Raw genomic sequence first — 18,093 nt, forward strand, 5'->3', positions numbered from 1 at the left:
CTCCTTTTAGTAAGTAATCGTTGCTTCTTTCTTTGCTTCTAGAGAAACTTGTTGCCCATTCACTAAGATCATGACTGGCTGATCAGCGGTAATCGTCAATGTTTCATGTGTAACATTCATCGCAAAGCGGGTGCCGCGAACTTCTAGCTGAAAGGCTAAGCTGTCCCAAGCTTTCGGCAAGTTTGGCGTGATCTGCAGCTGCTCCTCTCGAATATCGATCCCAGCAAAAGTGGTTAATGGAATAAACAACGTAGCAGCCATGACACCGGCGTGAATGCCTTCTGCTGTAGTCCCGCCTTGGATATCACGGTAATCAGAAGAGAGGGCTTCTTGGTATAATGACCAAGCCAACTCCTGATCATCTACCATTGCCGCCAACTGGGCATGAACGATGCGTGACAACGTCGAGCCGTGGGAGGTACGAGCCAAGTAATAATGGAGATTTTTTTCAATATAGTCTGTTGGCAGCTGGTAAGAAAGATCTGCCAAAATCTGATTGACTTGCTCTTTTGAGAAATTGTAGAAAATCATCAAACTATCCGCTTGTTTCGCGACTTTGTAGCTGTCAGCACTCTTGCCTTCAGCGTTCAAGATGCGGTCCATCCGATAGATGTTGCCATATTTCTCTTTGTAGTGAGCCCAATCCAGATCTTCCAGCTGGAAGTACCCTTCAAATTGTGCAATGATGCCTTCTGGATCGATCTCTAAGCCCAGCTTGGTACGAATATCTGCCATAGCAGCAATATCTGCAGGGGTTAAAGCCGTTTTCTCTAATACCGCTTGGAAGCTCTCTGCTGAAAGTTGTTGTTGAAGGTTCTCGATCTCTTCAAACAACCATACTACCATCATATTGGTATAGGCGTTGTTTTTCAAGCCGCCTTGTTCACTATTTGGGTAGCTTTCATGAAATTCATCTGGTCCCATGACTTTATCGATAAAGTAACGTTGAGCAGCATCATCCCAGGTGGCAGCACTTTGCCAGAAATGAGCGACTTCTAACATCAATTCTAACCCATATTGTTCCATGAAGACTCGATCTTGCGTGTTGTGCCAGTATTGCCAAATGTTATAAGCGATCGCTAAGGAGACATGGCGTTGCAAGCGACTGTGATCTTCTTTCCATTCGCCGCTGATAGGGTTCAAATGCAGTTCTTGGGATTGCTCACTGCCATCCAATCCTGATTGCCATGGGAACATGGCGCCTTGGTAGCCAGCTTTTTGGGCATCTTTTTTGGCAGCAGCTAAGCGGCGGTAGCGATACAGCAGAATTTCTTTGGCGGTGTCAGGAAAATGTAGAATGTAAAACGGTAAGATAAACAGTTCATCCCAGAAAATATGACCGCGATAGGCTTCACCATGTAGGCCACGGGCAGTGATACTGGCATCTAAGGACTCCTGATAAGCATTCGGTGCTGCGGAGACCAGCAGATGATACGTATGCAGATTCAGCATTTTTTGCGACATCAAGTCACCAGTGACTTCGATGGCCGCTTTTGCCCATAATTCAGCCCAGGCTTGTTTTGAGGCGGTATACATCGTCGCAAAATCAGGTAATGCTAAGGAAGAAAACGTAAATGCCGGTTGCGGCTCTTCTTGGCGATAAGCGGCAACAGTGACTGATTTTTCGACCCGATAAGTTTGTCCTTCCGTCACCTCAAGGGTTACTTGCTGACGGATGAGCTGGTCATTTGTTTCAGCTTGCAGCTCAGCCAATGGCAGGTCCTGTGAAAACAGTTCAGAGGATTGGACAACGGTAATCTGTGATTGGTTAGTGGTGACCACTAAATGCGCTTTGCTTTGTTCAGCTGCTGCCTCTTTCACGGTCAAATGCTGGTTGGTTAAACTACGGTAACGAGCGACGTTATAGTTATAGACCGATCCGTCGGCTTCACTGACGAAGGTAACGGTGCCAGAAAAGTTCAGCGGGGTAAACTGATAGACCAAGCTGTATTGGTGAACGTCTTGCATATTGGCGATCTTCTTCGTTTCGATTCGCAGACGCTTTTGTTTTTTGGTTTCAATTTCTGCCACTGATTGGAACAAGCCGGTCTTCAGATCCAATGTCCGTTTAAAGGAAAGGAGCTGATTGTTGGCGATATCGATCACTTCATCATCGATCTTTACGTACATTTTTTGCAGATTCGGTGCATTGATGAAGTCTTCATTGCTGATGGTATGACCAGAAACATCCGATTCCACCGTATTGTAAAGACTTGCTAAATACAGTCCTGGATAGTTCGCTTCACAAATGGTCATCTCAGGCGTTGTGCCTCGCAGCCCTAAATAGCCGTTACCGACGGTTAAAAGTGACTCCACCGAGTATTCATCTTTACCAGGGGTGTAGCCATAGTATTCGAGGCGCCAAGGAATTTCAGCAGTTTTTTCTTCATACTGTTCTTTCGTAGTGCAAACAAAGGGACGATTCAATTTTTCTGTCAACCATTGGTCCAGTGAAAAAGTCCCTTCTTCATTTGTAAACACCAGCGATTCAGAGACGATCCCGCCACCTTCCATTTGCTGCAGCTGCGCGGTCAGTGCGGCAACGCGTTCACTGTCAGTCCCAGAAAACGGATAGGTCGTACCAGTTTGATCCGTTAACAGCCATTGTTCCTTAGATAATATAATCGTATTCACAGTAGTTGTCCTCCTTTAAACTTGTCTATACATGCAAAATGATTATAACGTAAATTGTAAGCTATTTCAATTTATCTAGCCTGTTTTTTTATTCTTTTTTGTCAAATAAACAGTAAATAAAGTTGTTGGCAATATTATTTTATATTAATGAAACATTTTAAAAAACGTTTATTTATCAAGGTTTTTATATGGTACCTTTGCTATTTGCTTGTATTGTTTATAGAAAAAGTAAAAAAAATTGGTTTGAAACGCTTGCAATATCAAAATTATCAAGTTATGATTAGTGCGTAATCAAAACATATATATACAAGTGGAGATGAAAGGGGTTTATTAATTATGGGAAAGTATCGTGATGATGCTGAGAAGCTGCTGGAATATGTTGGCGGCAAAGAAAATATCGCCGCAGTAACACATTGCGCGACACGGATGCGTTTTGTTTTGAACGATCAGTCAAAAGCAAACGAAAAGGCAATTGAAGAAATTCCAAGTGTCAAAGGAATGTTTACCAATGCGGGACAATTCCAAGTCATTATCGGCAATGATGTCTCAACGTTTTACAATGATTTTACCGATGTATCAGGAATAGAAGGTGTTTCTAAAGAACAAAGTAAAGCGATTGCAAAAAACAATCAAAATATCGTGCAACGAGCGATCGCTACGTTAGCTGAGATCTTTACCCCGTTATTACCAGCGATTATTGTCGGTGGTTTGATGCTAGGGCTGAGAAATTTCTTAGAAGGTGTACCGCTAGAAGCTCTAGGTGGACAAACCATTACACAAGCTTCTACTTTTTGGAACGGTGTCAACGGCTTTTTATGGCTGCCCTGTGAAGCCATCTTTCACTTTCTACCAGTAGGGATTACTTGGAGTATTACACGTAAGATGGGAACCACGCAAATATTAGGGATTGTTTTAGGGATTACATTGGTTTCACCGCAATTATTAAATGCTTATTCAGTAAGTTCAACTTCTGCTGCAGAAATTGCTCAAAATTATACGTGGGACTTCGGGTTCTTCACTATTGATAAAATTGGGTATCAAGCACAAGTGATCCCAGCAATGCTGGCAGGTTTCTTATTGGTTTATCTTGAAAGATTCTTCCGGAAATGGATTCCAGAAGCGGTTTCAATGATCTTCGTTCCATTGTTCTCATTGCTGCCAACTATTTTAGCAGCCCACATGGTGTTAGGTCCAATCGGTTGGCAAATCGGATCAGGCATTTCTTGGGTCGTAAATGCTGGCTTGACCTCACCATTAAACTGGTTATTTGGTTTCATTTTCGGTGGCTTGTATGCGCCTTTGGTTATTACCGGATTGCATCATACAACGCTAGCGATCGACTCTCAATTAGTAGCGGATTTTGGGACAACCAACCTTTGGCCAATGATCATGCTGTCAAATATTGCGCAAGGTACGGCAGTATTGGCGATTTGGTTCCTTCACCGTGGCAATAAAAAAGAAGAACAAGTCTCTGTTCCAGCAACGATTTCTGCTTACATGGGGGTTACTGAACCAGCGATGTTCGGGATCAATTTGAAATATGTTTACCCATTTGTCGCAGCAATGGTAGGTTCTGCCTTTGGTGGAATGCTGATCACTGCAACGAATACCCGTGCATTAGGTATTGGTGTAGGGGGACTGCCTGGCTTCTTATCATTTAAAATTGAAAACTATCCAATGGTCTTCATCTCAATGGCGGTGACGATTGCCATCACGTTTGTTTGCACCATCATCTTTAGAAAAGTTACCTTCTTAAATAAATTAGAACCGCAATTGGCTGCTGATACAGCTGCAGCAGCGGTTGTTGCACCAACGACGGCTGCACCGACAACTGCAGCCCCAGAAGCAGCACAAGTTTCAGAAGAAACCCTTTATGCTCCAGCTGATGGGAAAGTAGTTGCCATCACTGAAGTTTCTGATCCTGTCTTTTCTCAAAAAATGATGGGTGACGGCTTTGCTGTTCAGCCAACGAATGGAACGATTTATGCTCCTGTTGCAGGTACGATCTCTAGCATTTTTGAAACAAAGCATGCAATTGGGATTTTAACGCCTGGTGGCGCGGAAGTTCTTGTTCATATGGGCTTAGATACTGTGGAATTAAAAGGTGCGCCATTTGAGGTCCTTGTTTCTGAAGGTGACACGGTCACACCAGAAACGAAGATTGCAGTGATGGATCTAGATGCAGTGACCGCAGCTGGCAAACAGACAGATGTTTTAACAGTCATCACGAATGCCGAAAAAGTGCGTCAGCTTTCATTGACGACCACAGGCACAGTGACAGCCAAAACAGCGGTTGGTTCCGCTGAATTAAACTAAAAAAATAATCCGTTTCCGAGAGCGCCCTTTGACTAAGAAGGGGGATCGGAAGCGGATTTTTTTATGGCCGCCCTCAAGGGAGAGCGGCTTTTTTCTTGGTTTTCAATGGGTAAAGCCGCAGTTAGCTGACGGCTTTTTTGTCGGTGCTTTTGCGGAAGTAGTTGATCGTTAATAGGAAAGTCAGTAAGACTAAGGCCCACAAAAAGAATAAGGCGATTTGAGAGCCGATGACCGTCCCTTGGGTGTAATCGGTCGCCGCATTTTGTGCCAAATTGATAATGGTCGCCACCACAGCCGTCGCCACTGCACCAGAAAATTGCTGCAGCGTATTAAAGATCGCATTACCGTCCGCGTACAACGCAGGAGTCAGCTTGTTTAAGCCGGTGGTCATCATATTGCTGTAGGCTAAGCCGATCCCGATCATGTAAAAGACATGTCCAGCAACTAGGCTCCAAATGAAAGGCGAACGCAAAACGAGGGCTAAGGCGAGCCAACCGATGGCAATCAACGTCAAACCAGACAGGATCGGTTTTTTCGGTCCAACTTTATCCAGCAACCGACCAGAGATCGGCGCAAGGATCGCCCCGATCGCCGCCCCAGGAAGCATAACTAATCCTGCAGTAAAGGCATCTTTTCCCAAGACGAGTTGGACAAAGTTCGGCAAGACAAAGGAAATGCCCAGTAAAAGGAACTGACAAACAAGAAAGCCAAACAGAAACAAACTGAAGCTACGGTTTTTCAAAACAGCCAAACGAATCAAAGGGTTCGGGCCTTTTGAGCGTTGATAAAACAAGCCAGCACCAATGAAACCGAAAAGCAGCGGCAGTAGACTCGCTAAGGTGCCTACTTGATTCAAGAACAATAAGAAGCCGCTGAACATCAAGGCGATTCCTAATACACTCAGTAAATCCAGGGAAGTGTCTTTTGCCCCAGCCGTTTTAGGGATCGAGTAAAGGCCGAGTACTAGGGAGATCAGCAAGACTGGGATCAAGAAAAGAAAGATCGCATTCCAAGACCAATGGGCGGTCAATAAGCCCCCATATGTCGGTCCGATCGCTGGAGCGATGGAAGTGGTCAAATTCCCTAAGCCGATTGCCGCTCCCCGTTTTTCAAAGGGGGAGTAAGTCAAAATGATGTGGAACATCAAAGGCAGTGCGATCCCTGTGCTGGCACCTTGGAAAAAGCGGCCAATCAGCAAAATGGCAAACGTCGGCGATAAAAAGTCGATCACCAAGCCAACAAGGAAAAAGGCGTTGGCAGCTAGAAACAAGGTTCTCAATGAGAAGCGTTTCAAAAGGTAGGTCGATATTGGGACAATGATGGAGATGACCAGTAAGTAGATGGTCGTCACCCATTGAACATCGGATGTTGAAAGCGTAAATTGATCGATCAATGTCGGAAACGTTACATTCATGGCTGTTTCAATCAGCACACCTGCAAATGACATCAATCCGGTTGCGAGGATCGCCCCCACGAGTTTTTTGTTGTTTTCCATATTCTCACCTCTAAAAATTCGCAAAAAAAGAGACCGTTTCTATTCTCATAGAAACCGCCTCTCTCTCGACAAGCGAACCCGCTTGTTATCTGTACGATTTAATCTATCGCTATTCTACTGACTTCATAAGAAAGTGTCAAGAGAAGTGGATAAAAAAATAGCAAAAAACTTTTTTGAAATTTTTCAAACTTTTACTTACACGAAAAATTTTCTTCTGCTAGAATAGTCGAGTACGAAAAAGAGAAAGGAAGTTGTTACATGCCCATCAATAAAAAAGAAAGTTTGATCTATACGACACTTATGTGTATTTTCATGGTGTATTTTATGAGTGTTTATAACCTCATGTTTCAAGTCGGTGTTTCGGCATTGGCATTCCAATTGGCGTGGAATGAATTGCCATTAGCCCTTTGTGTCGCCTTTATTTTGGATTGGTTCATTGTTTCTGGTCCGGCAAAAGGTTTGGCGTTTCGATTTTTGGACCATCAATCAGCTACTTGGAAAAAAATCGGTTTGATTTCTTCATTGATGATCGCCGGCATGGTGATCTGTATGTCACTCTTTGGTGCGTTGATGCACCCAAACCCTGATCACTCGGTGTTCGTCAATTGGCTAAGCAACATTGGGAAAAATGTGATCGTCGCATTGCCGTTGCAATTGTTCATTGCAGGTCCAATCGTTCGCCGGGTGTTTCGCGCCTTGTTTCCTATTGGCACTGTGCAAGAACAGCCAGTACTAGGGGAATAATCGATCATTAGAAAAAACGTACTGCAGACAGGTTCTGCCAAGGTTAGCTAAAACAGCTGGCTTGGCGATACCTGGACTTGCGGCACGTTTTTTTGCTTTTATAGACAGCAAAAAAACCCATAGGATGGTATGGGTTTTTCTGGTTACCCTATGAAATAGGATACAGGATGTACCTATATAGTAATATGGTTCCGTCAAAAAGAGAAGTTCAATTTTTTCACCGATACATGAAATTAATGAAAATTGCTAGTTTTTCTGACGAAAAAATCAACTTATAATTATTTTCCGTCTGTTATTCCGTATAGAAACCAACGAGTTGATACCAGCGACGATGCTCAATATGGTAGGCATCAGGTGAGTAGCCTGACATTGAAAAACCGATAAAGGTGATGACCAGTCCGAGAATAATAAACAACAGACTGAGAAAAACGAAAAAGCGCTTATTGATTTTGATCATAGGACTGCCTTCTTTCGATAGTTTTGAACAAATGATTTCGGCCAAACGACAAGGGAGTGGGTAAGACGGGAAAAAGGTCGGCTCATACTATAAGTGGCGATCAGGCAAAGCAGCCCTAAACCAAATAAGAAAATCCCCATGCCTAATTGACTTAAAAAGAGATAGAAACCATCCGCCATCAGCATGGGACTTAAGACAACGCTGGCGATCCCACCGATAAACGTAGTGACACCAATCATGCCAGTGGTGAAAGGCACACACCAGATGATTATTAAAAAGCTTAGGATCAGCAAAGCGGCACTTAACAAGAGGCTGCCCCACAATGGGAAGCCCAGTACTAAAATCAAGAGCAAAAAGGGATGAAAGCGGCGGGGAATCTCTACTACGACCTCTTCCGTTTCGGTAACTGCTTGGATCAGTTCTTTTGGGGAGCCAAGGCGTGCCACGGCTTCTTCTTCGGTGTATCCTTCTTCCATCAAATCTTCGATCATCTCGTCATAATAGTTGATCAGCTGATGAATCTCGCTAGGTCTGACTTTTTCAGATAATTCCGCAGCCAATGCCTTGATAAAATCAACTCTGTTCATCTAATGTTCCTCCTTTAATAAATCGCTGGATCAATGTCAATTGGGGCCAGTCGTTGGTTAAAAAATCGTCGATCCGCTGTTTTCCGATTTTGGTCAAGCGGTAATATTTTCGGGTCCGTCCTTGATGGCTTTTATTATAAGTCTCAACCGCTCGGCTGGCTTCTAAGCGCTTCAAGATAGGATAGAGCGTTGATTCTGAGATTGGCAGTAAAGGAGATATGTTTTTGACTAATTCATAGCCATAAGAGTCACCATGCTGCAAATAAGCCAAAACACAAATTTCCAATAATCCTTTTTTTAATTGGGCATCCAAAGGCTCTCCTCCTGTTCATACTCATACTATACATTACATAGTATCATTCCACAAGCAGCACCAGTCAAAATCAGCCTTAAGTCTGAGCACCATAAGACAACAAGAGTTTCTTTAATAAAATGGTCAAAAATAAAAAATAAAATTAAGAAAATCAGCGGAAAGTATAGGTTAACGTGCTCTTTTTTGTTAAAGTAGAAGTATAAAGATTACTTTCAGTAAGAAAATGGGCGTTGGTTGTGCTTCTAAAAGCTGCAAGTAGTCAAAGTGAATGAGACGAACATCAGCAAGAATTGGTGACGTCCAGAAAGGAAGGGGTATTATGAGAAAAGCAACGATTACGAAAAAATATTTGATCAATTGCTTAAAAAAATATCTGGTGGAATATCTTTATCGACCAATCACTGTCCGCGACATTGCTAAATATGCACGAACATCGACCCAACCGATCTATTTAAATTTTTCAAACATGCAAAATTATAAACAGGCGATGGTTGATGATGTATTTCGCGACATTCACGAAACAAAAAAAGAGTCAGAAGAGACACTCGATTCCTTATACAGCTTTTGGCAGGACTATTACGTATTTGCCAGCCGCAATCGTAACCTCTTTTTCGCACTTTTTTTAAATGATATTGGCTGTGGTCCTTACATAAAAGAGCGTTCTTTTGCTTATTTTCAAGAAGCAATTGCTGAATCAGCTGTTTTTCAATGTGCGCATAAAAGCGATCTGAGAAAATATCATGAAAAAGCCTTGATCTTTTTTAGTGGGTTGGTATTGCTGTTTATTCGTGAAGGAAATACGCAAGATAATGCTAATTTTTTGAAAGAGACACAAAATTATTGGCAGCGAGTCCTTCATGAACCAGTCGATTTTTATCAAGGTGATTTACCTAAAACCTTACTCGAATCAGGTCTAGCTGTAAGTGATCAATAGATAGCGAGAAAGAGAGGAAGAGATTTCAGAATATTGTGACAGCTATCATTGCCATTATTGATTTCTTCTTTTTCAACAATCCCCATCGGAGCAGTGATCTTAAAGATTAGAAGCAATAGCTATTCTTTAAGAGCCGTTCAACGAGTGGGGGTTTTTCTTTTGATAAAAAGAGGTGCGGAGTCGTTTAGCAAAATAAGAAAAGGGCTTGTCTGTAGTGTTAAGGCTTATTTTTAGGTCAAAGAAAAGGCGGCTTATTGTTGGCAATTTTCAAGAAATATGAGAAGGTAGAAATAGCAGAAAAGTAACTGGGTTTTATAGTTAGCAACGTTGAATGGAGGAATTTTGATGGGACAAAACACGCAGTATGGAGAAAAAAAGATTGCGATCGATCGCAGGATCGGTTTTTTAGAAGAACATACGTATCACGGGAATGATCTTGGTGTGACTTTTCAAGGACAGCAAACCACGTTCAAATGCTGGTCACCAGAGGCAGAGGCTGTTTCAGTATTGATTTATCAAAGCGGTGTCGCTGGGACTGACGATCGCCTGCTGACACTGCCAATGGTCCAAGAAGACAACTGTTGGCAAGTCACGACGGAAGAAACCGTCAAAGAGCTGTTTTATACGTTTGAATTTCAACGAGACGGTCAAAAAGTCGAAGCGGTGGATCTTTATGCCAAGGCAGTAGGGATCAACGGGAACCGTGGGGCCATCATTGATTTAAAGGAAACAGATCCTGAAGGCTGGCAGGAGACTCACGGCGTCGGTCAGCAATCGATCACAGATGCCTATATTTGGGAATTGCATGTCGAAGATTTCAGTGGCGCCGAAAACAGCGGGATTTCACCAGAAAATCGCGGGAAATATTTAGCCTTTACTGAAAAAAAGACCCATCTGGTGGGGGATGAAAGTCAACCAACTGGCATGGCTTATTTAAAAGAGCTGGGGATCAATTATGTTCATCTGCTGCCGATCTTCGATTTTGACAATGATGAAACTTCGTCTGCCTACAACTGGGGCTATGATCCGAAAAATTACAATGTCCCTGAAGGACGATACGCTTCTGATCCTAGTGATCCCAAGGCGCGGATTCGTGAATGCAAGCAAATGATCCAATCGCTGCATGAAGAAGCCATCGGCGTTGTAATGGATGTGGTCTTCAATCACACTGCGATCACAGAAGAATCATGGTTTAATTTGACGGTGCCTGATTATTACTACCGCCAAGATGATGCGGGGAATTTTGCGGACGGTTCTGCTTGCGGCAATGAAGTGGCTTCTGAACGGAAAATGATGCGCAAATTTATCATTGATTCAGTTTTATATTGGGCGCAAGAATACAAAATCGACGGCTTTCGTTTTGATTTGATGGGCTTGATCGATGTGGAAACCATGAACCAGTTGCGGCAACGCCTAGATGATGCCGGCTTCAGCCATGTGATTTTATACGGCGAGCCATGGGATGCCGGCAGCAATCAAATTATTCAGCCGAATATCCCAGCGAACAAAAGCAATGTTTGGGCACTGTCAGAAGGCGTTGCGGTTTTTAGCAATGATTTAAGAGACAGTATCAAAGGCGATGTCTTTGAAGAAACAGACGGCGCGTTTATTCAAGGAATGAATGGTCAACCGCAAGTCAAGCAAACCTTTTATGCAGCAAATTTGGCAACGGCGATTCAAGGAAATACGAAAGTTGCTGGGCAAGAAGGCGCCGAGCGTTGGGCAAAATCGCCCCGCCAAGTGATCGCCTATGCGTCAGTCCATGATAATTTGACCTTATGGGACAAACTGGTGGCAACCATGCAAGCTTCAGCGAAGGAAAGAAATTATGATTTTGATCGTGAGCTTTTAGCCCGTAACAAACTAGCAGCAGCCATTTTGTTTACTAGCCAAGGAGCCGTGCTGACCCAAGCTGGGGAAGAATTTGGCCGTACCAAAGAAGGCGATGAAAACTCCTTCCGTTCGCCACTGGTAGTCAATCAGCTGGATTGGGCACGTGCCAAAACCTTCAAAGAATTGCGCGAGCTGTATCGGGGCTTGTGGGCATTGCGGCAGTCCTATGCACCATTGAGAGATGCCACGACCCAAACGACTGAAAGCATGGTCTTTTATGAGACAAAGGATGAAAATCGCTTGGCGTATCAAGTACCCAATCGTGACAAACAGCATCCATGGCGTTCCTTGTTCGTTTTACTCAACAGCACGGAAGAAAGCTGGTCCTTTGACTTACCGACGACAACAGAAAATACTTCTTGGCACCTCGTTGCTGACCCCAAAGGAGCTGGGATCGCTTCTCGCGGCGTAGCAGCGCCAAGGATAACCATCGACCCATTGTCCTTCTGCATTTTGGCGGAACAAAGTAACTAATCAAAGTAGAAGCTAAAACAAACTAAAAATTTTAGTTTGTTTTAGCTTTTTTGGTAGTAAAAAAACAATTCTTTTGCTATACTTTTAACAGAATGAGAAGCAGAAAGCGGTGAGCAAATGAAAGTTGTGATCTCTGATATTGCCCGAAAAGCTGGCGTTTCCAGCGGAACAGTCTCTAATGCGATCAACAATCGTAAGGGGATCAGTGAACAAAAACGGCAAGCGATCTTGAAGATCGCTCGTGATATGGGGTATTTTGATCAGCGAGAAATTAAAAAAACGGAAAGCCAAAAAATCAAATTTGTCGTAATGAACAAACAAGGAAATGTCGTAGGGGATACGCCTTTCTTTTCTGAATTGATCCGAGGAATCGAAATGGAGTGCAGTGCGTTAGGCTATGAACTGGTCATTTCCCATATCACACTGGCACCAGAAGAAGACCCGATTGAAAAGATCCGTCCAGAATTAGCAGATGGTTTGCTATTGTTAGGAACGGAATTGGAAAAACAAGATTTAGCAGTCTTTCGCCATTTGGAAGTACCGTTAGTGATTTTAGATACGGTGTTTAATTCGCAGGACTTTGATTTTGTCGCCATCAATAATCGTGACAGTGCCTATGAGATCGTTGAAAAGATGATCGAAAAAGGCCACCGTGACATCGGCATCATCAATTCAACCTTTCAAATCAACAACTTTCGGGAACGCAAGCAAGGGTTCATCCAAGCGATCCAAGAGCATGATCTGATCCATTATGAAGAGACGGAAGCCTTAGTAGAACCCACCTTGGAAGGCTCCTATCAAGACATGAAGGTCTATTTGGAATCCTTGCGTGCCGATCAGCGACCGTTGCCAAGCGCTTTTTTTGCGGTCAATGACAATATCGCCATCGGTGCCATGAAAGCCATTCGCGAAGTGTTTCCCGATCATCCGTTGACCATTGTTGGGTTCGATGATATTCCTTTGGCGGAATTTTGCAACCCACCACTGACCACCGTCAAAGTAGATAAAGTGTACCTTGGTCGCCAAGCCGTGCGACGCTTGATCGAGAAAATCACGAGTGAAGATGAAAACCATCTGAAAATGCTGGTCGCCACGACGATCGTCGAACGCGAAAGCATCAATTAAGAATAAAAAATAATATGAAAAATAAGAAGAAGGACAAAACGTTTAGCAAGCGTTTTGTCCTTTTTTAGTTATTAAACAAAAATATTTATCTAAAACTATTGCAAAATATTTAGCTTGTGTTATATTTAAGGTGTAAAAAGTAAGGGATTACATTTTGAGGAAGTGAATAGATGACACAGATCGGTCTCTTTTGTGCCACTGGGCTCTCCAGTGCACTGCTCGTCAAAGCGCTCAAAGAGCAACTAGCGGATGAACAGCATTACCAAGTCAATTCCGCGCCTTTTTCAGAAATATTTATGGTGGGGAATGACTATGATTTTTTGATTTTAGCTCCTCAAACCCGCTTCAATCAAGCGAAAGTCGCCGCAGCCTTTCCTGATAAAAAAATCGTTTTACTGACGGATGAGGAATTTCTGAGCAAAAATGTAGCACGAATCGTCGAAGAAATAAAAATTTAGCTAAATATACTAAAACGCAAAGGGTGGTTTTATGGATAAAGTAACCATCGGGTTCGCCCCGACTAGAAGAAATTTGTTTAGTGCAGAAGCAGCCATTGAGTACGCCAATCTGACACGACAAAAAATGGACGAACTTGCCATTGATTATGTAGATATTTTAGATATCAACGAAGACGGCTTACTATACGATGATGAAGGGGTTGAAAAAATCGCCGAAAAATTCAAAGCAGCGAAGATCGACGGTCTTTTTCTAGCCAATGAAAACTTTGGTACGGAATATGCCTGTGCTCGTCTAGCCAAAAAACTAGATGTCCCCGTCTTACTGTGGGGACCTAAAGATGAGACGCCAGCCGCCGACGGTTCACGTTTGCGGGATACGCAATGCGGTCTTTTCGCTATTGGGAAAGTCTTGCGCCGTTTCAAGGTACCTTTCACCTATGTCAAAAATTCTGATATTGATTCACCAGAATTTGCCCGCGGCTTGCAAGACTTTATCAAAGTCTGCAATGTCGTCAAGACCTTCAAACAAACACGAATCTTGCAAGTTGGCCCACGCCCCTTTGATTTTTGGACTGTGATCTGCAACGAAGGCGAACTATTGGAGCGTTTCAATATTTCGCTATCACCAGTACCGATCCAAGAAGTGGTGCAAGAAATCAAGAAAGTCAAAGAACAGCAGCCAGATAAAGTGCAAGCAGTCATTGATTATTTCGAAACCAATACGGAAGTCCAAATTTCGGCGAAAGATTTGGAGATGGTGGCAGCCCTTAAAGTGGCTTTGCAAAACTTATGTGAAAGCTACGGCTGCAATGCAGGAGTCATCCAGTGTTGGACGGCCTTACAAGACGAAATCGGTATTTTACCGTATGCCTCCTTGTCGCTGTTACAAGAAGAAGGTTTGCCTTTTGTCTGTGAGACGGATGTCCATGGGGCGATCTCGGAACTGTTGGTCGAAGCCGCTTCGTTGGGGGAACACCGAGCAATCTTTGCGGATGTCAACTGCCGCCATCCAGAAAATGAGAATGGCGAATTGCTGCAGCACTTAGGAGTTTTTGCTTATTCCACCGCAGAGACCAAACCGATCTTGCCGCAACGACATTTTGTTTTTGACTATCCAGGATCAGTCGCTTTTCGGGCAATCAAAGACGAGTATACGCTGTGTCGCTTTGATGGGGACAACGGCGAGTACTCACTGCTGATGGGTACTGGTAAAGGGATCGATGGCCCATACAATCAAGGGACCTATCTCTATCTGGAATTTGCAAATTTGAATCGCTTGGAATTCAAACTCGTTGAAGGCCCTTATATTCATCATGTTGCGGCGGTCAGAAAAAATGTGGTGCCGATCTTGTATGAAGCGTGCAAATACATCGGCGTGCAGCCAGATTTTTATGATCCAATCGAAGAAGACGTCAAAGCATACTTGAGAGGGGATCAATCATGGAAATAAACGAGCTGGAGATGAAGGCTTTAACGATTCGAAAATCCGTGTTAGAGCTGATCTATCAAGCAAAAACGGGTCATACTGGTTCGGATCTTTCTTGTACCGATATTTTAGTGGCCTTGTATTATCGGATAATGAATGTCGATGCGAAAGAGCCCCAAAAGCAAGATCGTGACCAGTATATCCAAAGTAAAGGACATGCGGCAGAAGTACTATGGGCCGTTTTAGCGGACAAAGGTTTTTTGCCGAAAGAAGAATTAGCCACCTTTTCGCAATTTGGTTCACGACTGATCGGTCATCCAAACAATAAAGTAGCTGGTGTTGAGATGAATACTGGTTCGCTAGGCCACGGCTTACCTGTCGCAGTAGGGATCGCCTTGGCAGGCAAACTGGATCACCGCACGTATCAAACCTATACGTTGTTGGGAGATGGCGAATTAGCAGAAGGATCGGTATGGGAAGGAGCCATGGCGGCTGCCAACTACCAGCTGGACAATTTGACCGCCATCATTGATCGCAACGGCTTGCAGATCACGGGCTCCTCGGAAGATGTGATGGCAGTGGAGCCGCTAGATGAAAAATGGCGTGCCTTTGGTTGGGATGTGCATATCGTTGATGGCAATGATATGGCTGCCTTGGTGGCTGCATTAGAAAAACCGCATCAGCCCAATCAACCGAAGCTGATCATTGCTAAAACCATCAAAGGCAAAGGCTATTCTGCAGCCGAAAATTAAGCGCAATGGCATCATAAAGTGCCCACGGCAGAAGAGCTTGCACAAGCCATTGCCGAACTTGATCAGCAAATGGAGGTTTTGACTCATGGGAAAAAATAATATTGCCAATCGCCAAGCGATGTGCGACGTATTGATTGAAGAAGGAAAAAAGAATCCTGCGATCACGGTGTTGACCAGTGATTCTCGTGGTTCCGCTTCGTTAGCACCTTTTGCCAAGGAATTACCGACACAATTGGTGGAAGTAGGGATCGCAGAGCAAAACATCGTCAGTATTGCGGCTGGCTTAGCCCATATGGGCAAACGCCCTTTCGTTGCCTCTCCAGCTTGTTTTCTCAGCATGCGCAGTATCGAGCAGATCAAAGTCGATGTCGCGTATTCGAATAAGAATGTCAAACTCGTAGGTATCAGCGGCGGTGTCAGTTATGGGGCATTAGGCATGAGTCATCATTCCTTGCAAGACATCGCAGTGGCACGAGCGATCCCTAATTTGCAAGTGCTGTTGCCAGCAGATCGCTTTGAAACGATCCAAATGTTTAAAGCCTTAGCGGCATCAAATGAACCAGCCTATATCCGTCTCGGTCGCAATCCTGTTGAAGATTGTTATGATTCTGCAGATTATCCTTTTGAGATCGGCAAAGCCATTAAGCTGAGAAGCGGCCAAGATGTCGCATTGATCGCCACCGGCGAAACCGTGCGCCAAGCGTTGGATGCTGCTGAGCTATTGGAAAAACAAGGTATCACTGCTACCGTTTTAAATGTTCATTCCTTGAAGCCCTTTGATTCAGAAACGGTCAAACGAGTGGCGAAAGAAACAGGCACCGTGATCACTGTGGAAGAACACAGCCAATACAACGGCTTAGGAGCTGCCGTGGCGGAAACACTGACAGAAGAAACGGACATTCGACAAAAAATCATTGCTTTTCCGGATGAAGCCTTGATTACTGGTTCTTCGTCAGAACTGTTTGCCCATTATGGCTTAGACGGTGCCTCCATAGCGAAAACAGCGGTTGCGTTTCTAGGAGCTTAAGATGGACAAGACCTATCAGCTGGTTTTAGATCAGAGTACATCCGGTACCAAGCTCTTACTGTTTCAAGAAGGGAAAATCCTGCAGCGTTACGATAAAAAACACCGCCAAATTTATCCAAAAGTCGGGTGGGTCGAACATGATCCCCTTGAGATTTGGCAAAATGTCCAAGAATTGCTGGCACAAGTGTTTCAAGAACAAGCGATCACTGCAGATCAAATCGTTTCCTTGTCATTGACCAATCAGCGAGAAACGATCGTTGCTTGGGACCGATTGACTGGTAATCCCCTGTACAATGCGATCGTGTGGCAATGCAACCGCAGCGCCGCGATTTGTGAAGAATTGACGGCACAAGGCTGGGAAAGGACGATCAATCAAAAGACCGGTTTACGCTTAGACCCGTATTTTTCTGGCACCAAAGTGAAATGGCTGGCACAAGAATTATCGGCTATCAAGGAAAAGTCGGGAACTGGCGAGTTGGCGATCGGTACGATGGACAGCTGGCTGTTGTGGAATTTAACGCAAGGGAAGGTATTTGCGACAGAAGCCAGCAACGCTTGCCGAACATTGTTTTACAATATTGAAGAGGGCCGTTGGGATGCAGAACTCGTCAAACTTTTTGGCATCCATCTAGCAGACTTGCCAGCGATCAAACCTGCTGATACGGTTTTCGGTAACTATCACGGAATCCCTATCAAAGGAATCTTAGCCGATTCACAAGCGGCATTATTCGGGGAAGGTTGTCAAAGCCTTGGGGATGTAAAAATCACGATGGGTACCGGTTGTTCGATCATGATGCAAGTGCAGCAGGAGCAGACGTTGCGAGATCGCCACATTTTGACGACGGTCGGCTGGCAAACTAGCCAGGAAACAGCGTTTGCGCTAGAAGGCATCATCCGTTCCTGTGGTGACGCCATCAACTGGTTCAGTGAGCAAGTGGCTCCGCTGCCAGATGTAGCTGAGATCTGTCAAGAAGTGCTGACCAATGACAGTCAAGAAGACATCTATTTTATCCCAGCATTGCAAGGAATGGGTGCCCCTTTTTGGGATAATACGATGACTGCCAGCTTTGTCGGCATGAAACGCACGACGACGACTCATGAGCTGTTGAAAGCCGTTTTAGAAAGCATCATTTTTCAAATCAAAGCAGTGATCGATTTGATGGAAGAAGTCGCTGAACGACTGATCAATCAGGTAATGATCGATGGCGGTGTTTCGAAAAACCGCGCCTTGATGAGCTTATTAGCGACTTTGATCAATAAACCCGTCATCGTCAGCGAAGTCGAAGAATTTTCAGCCATCGGCACGATGCTTGTTGCCAATCCAATCATGAATGAACCAGCTATTCAGCAAACCACGATCGTTCCGCAAGCCGAACAGGCCGTGATCCGTTTGAAATATGAAAAATGGAAACGGTTCATTGAGAAATCAGCTGCTTTCAGTGAAGGATAAAGGAGGAA

Annotated in this window: 14 protein-coding genes and 1 pseudogene; 10 read left to right on the forward strand and 5 right to left on the reverse strand. The window is 44.1% G+C overall.

The features are described from left to right. Positions 1-6: 6 nt before the first annotated feature. Positions 7-2,634, reverse strand: a complete 2,628-nt coding sequence (locus IGK14_RS00220) for a glycoside hydrolase family 65 protein (protein ID WP_438711412.1) — start codon at positions 2,632-2,634, stop codon at positions 7-9. 336 nt (positions 2,635-2,970) lie between these two features. Between IGK14_RS00220 and treP the strand changes: the two genes are divergently transcribed. Further along, on the forward strand, positions 2,971-4,950 hold the full coding sequence (gene treP / locus IGK14_RS00225) for a PTS system trehalose-specific EIIBC component (RefSeq protein WP_010748496.1): 1,980 nt from the start codon (positions 2,971-2,973) through the stop codon (positions 4,948-4,950). 121 nt (positions 4,951-5,071) lie between these two features. Here the strand turns inward: treP and IGK14_RS00230 are convergent, their stop codons facing one another. After that, on the reverse strand, positions 5,072-6,445 hold the full coding sequence (locus tag IGK14_RS00230; protein WP_438711414.1) for an MFS transporter: 1,374 nt from the start codon (positions 6,443-6,445) through the stop codon (positions 5,072-5,074). Positions 6,446-6,703: 258 nt separating this feature from the next. Here IGK14_RS00230 and IGK14_RS00235 point away from each other — a divergent pair, with 258 nt between their 5' ends. After that, on the forward strand, positions 6,704-7,189 hold the full coding sequence (locus tag IGK14_RS00235; protein ID WP_005226468.1) for a hypothetical protein: 486 nt from the start codon (positions 6,704-6,706) through the stop codon (positions 7,187-7,189). Between the two features lie 292 nt (positions 7,190-7,481). On the opposite strand, the gene IGK14_RS00240 is transcribed toward IGK14_RS00235, so the two are convergent. Genes IGK14_RS00240 through IGK14_RS00250 form a run of 3 tightly spaced genes read right to left on the reverse strand, consistent with a single transcriptional unit; the run spans position 7,482 to position 8,546 of the window. Further along, positions 7,482-7,646, reverse strand: a complete 165-nt coding sequence (locus IGK14_RS00240; protein ID WP_005226470.1) for a hypothetical protein — start codon at positions 7,644-7,646, stop codon at positions 7,482-7,484. Next, positions 7,643-8,233 (reverse strand): DUF1700 domain-containing protein, encoded by a 591-nt coding sequence (locus IGK14_RS00245; RefSeq protein ID WP_010748498.1) that lies wholly within the window; start codon positions 8,231-8,233, stop codon positions 7,643-7,645. The genes IGK14_RS00240 and IGK14_RS00245 overlap by 4 nt, the downstream gene beginning before the upstream one ends. Next, a complete protein-coding gene (locus tag IGK14_RS00250; RefSeq protein ID WP_005226473.1) occupies positions 8,220-8,546 on the reverse strand; it encodes a PadR family transcriptional regulator in 327 nt (108 codons plus the stop codon). Before IGK14_RS00250 ends, IGK14_RS00245 begins: the two co-directional genes overlap by 14 nt. A gap of 319 nt (positions 8,547-8,865) precedes the next feature. On the opposite strand from IGK14_RS00250, the gene IGK14_RS00255 reads away from it, so the two are divergent. From IGK14_RS00255 to IGK14_RS00290, 8 genes and pseudogenes are all read left to right on the forward strand, one after another. Beyond that, complete coding sequence (locus tag IGK14_RS00255) at positions 8,866-9,480, forward strand: TetR/AcrR family transcriptional regulator (RefSeq protein WP_010748499.1); 615 nt, start codon at positions 8,866-8,868, stop codon at positions 9,478-9,480. Between the two features lie 345 nt (positions 9,481-9,825). Then, positions 9,826-11,847, forward strand: coding sequence for a type I pullulanase (gene pulA, locus IGK14_RS00260; RefSeq protein WP_010748500.1), 2,022 nt, complete (start codon positions 9,826-9,828; stop codon positions 11,845-11,847). Between the two features lie 117 nt (positions 11,848-11,964). After that, positions 11,965-12,972 (forward strand): LacI family DNA-binding transcriptional regulator, encoded by a 1,008-nt coding sequence (locus IGK14_RS00265; protein WP_010748501.1) that lies wholly within the window; start codon positions 11,965-11,967, stop codon positions 12,970-12,972. A 170-nt stretch (positions 12,973-13,142) separates the two neighbouring features. After that, entirely contained in the window at positions 13,143-13,430 is a 288-nt protein-coding gene (locus tag IGK14_RS00270; protein ID WP_010748502.1) for a hypothetical protein, read from the forward strand. Positions 13,431-13,461: 31 nt separating this feature from the next. Then, complete coding sequence (locus tag IGK14_RS00275) at positions 13,462-14,880, forward strand: L-fucose/L-arabinose isomerase family protein (protein WP_010748503.1); 1,419 nt, start codon at positions 13,462-13,464, stop codon at positions 14,878-14,880. Next, positions 14,871-15,707, forward strand: a pseudogene (locus IGK14_RS00280) (transketolase). Before IGK14_RS00275 ends, IGK14_RS00280 begins: the two are co-directional and overlap by 10 nt. After that, the gene (locus tag IGK14_RS00285; protein WP_010748505.1) at positions 15,694-16,635 is read left to right on the forward strand and encodes a transketolase family protein; all 942 of its coding nucleotides are present in this window, start codon (positions 15,694-15,696) and stop codon (positions 16,633-16,635) included. The pseudogene IGK14_RS00280 and the gene IGK14_RS00285 overlap by 14 nt, the downstream one beginning before the upstream one ends. A gap of 1 nt (position 16,636) precedes the next feature. Next, a complete protein-coding gene (locus IGK14_RS00290; protein ID WP_010748506.1) occupies positions 16,637-18,085 on the forward strand; it encodes an FGGY-family carbohydrate kinase in 1,449 nt (482 codons plus the stop codon). Positions 18,086-18,093: the final 8 nt, after the last annotated feature.

This window comes from Enterococcus sp. DIV0970a (genome assembly GCF_051711265.1).
Taxonomy (GTDB): Bacteria; Bacillota; Bacilli; order Lactobacillales; family Enterococcaceae; genus Enterococcus_D; species Enterococcus_D casseliflavus.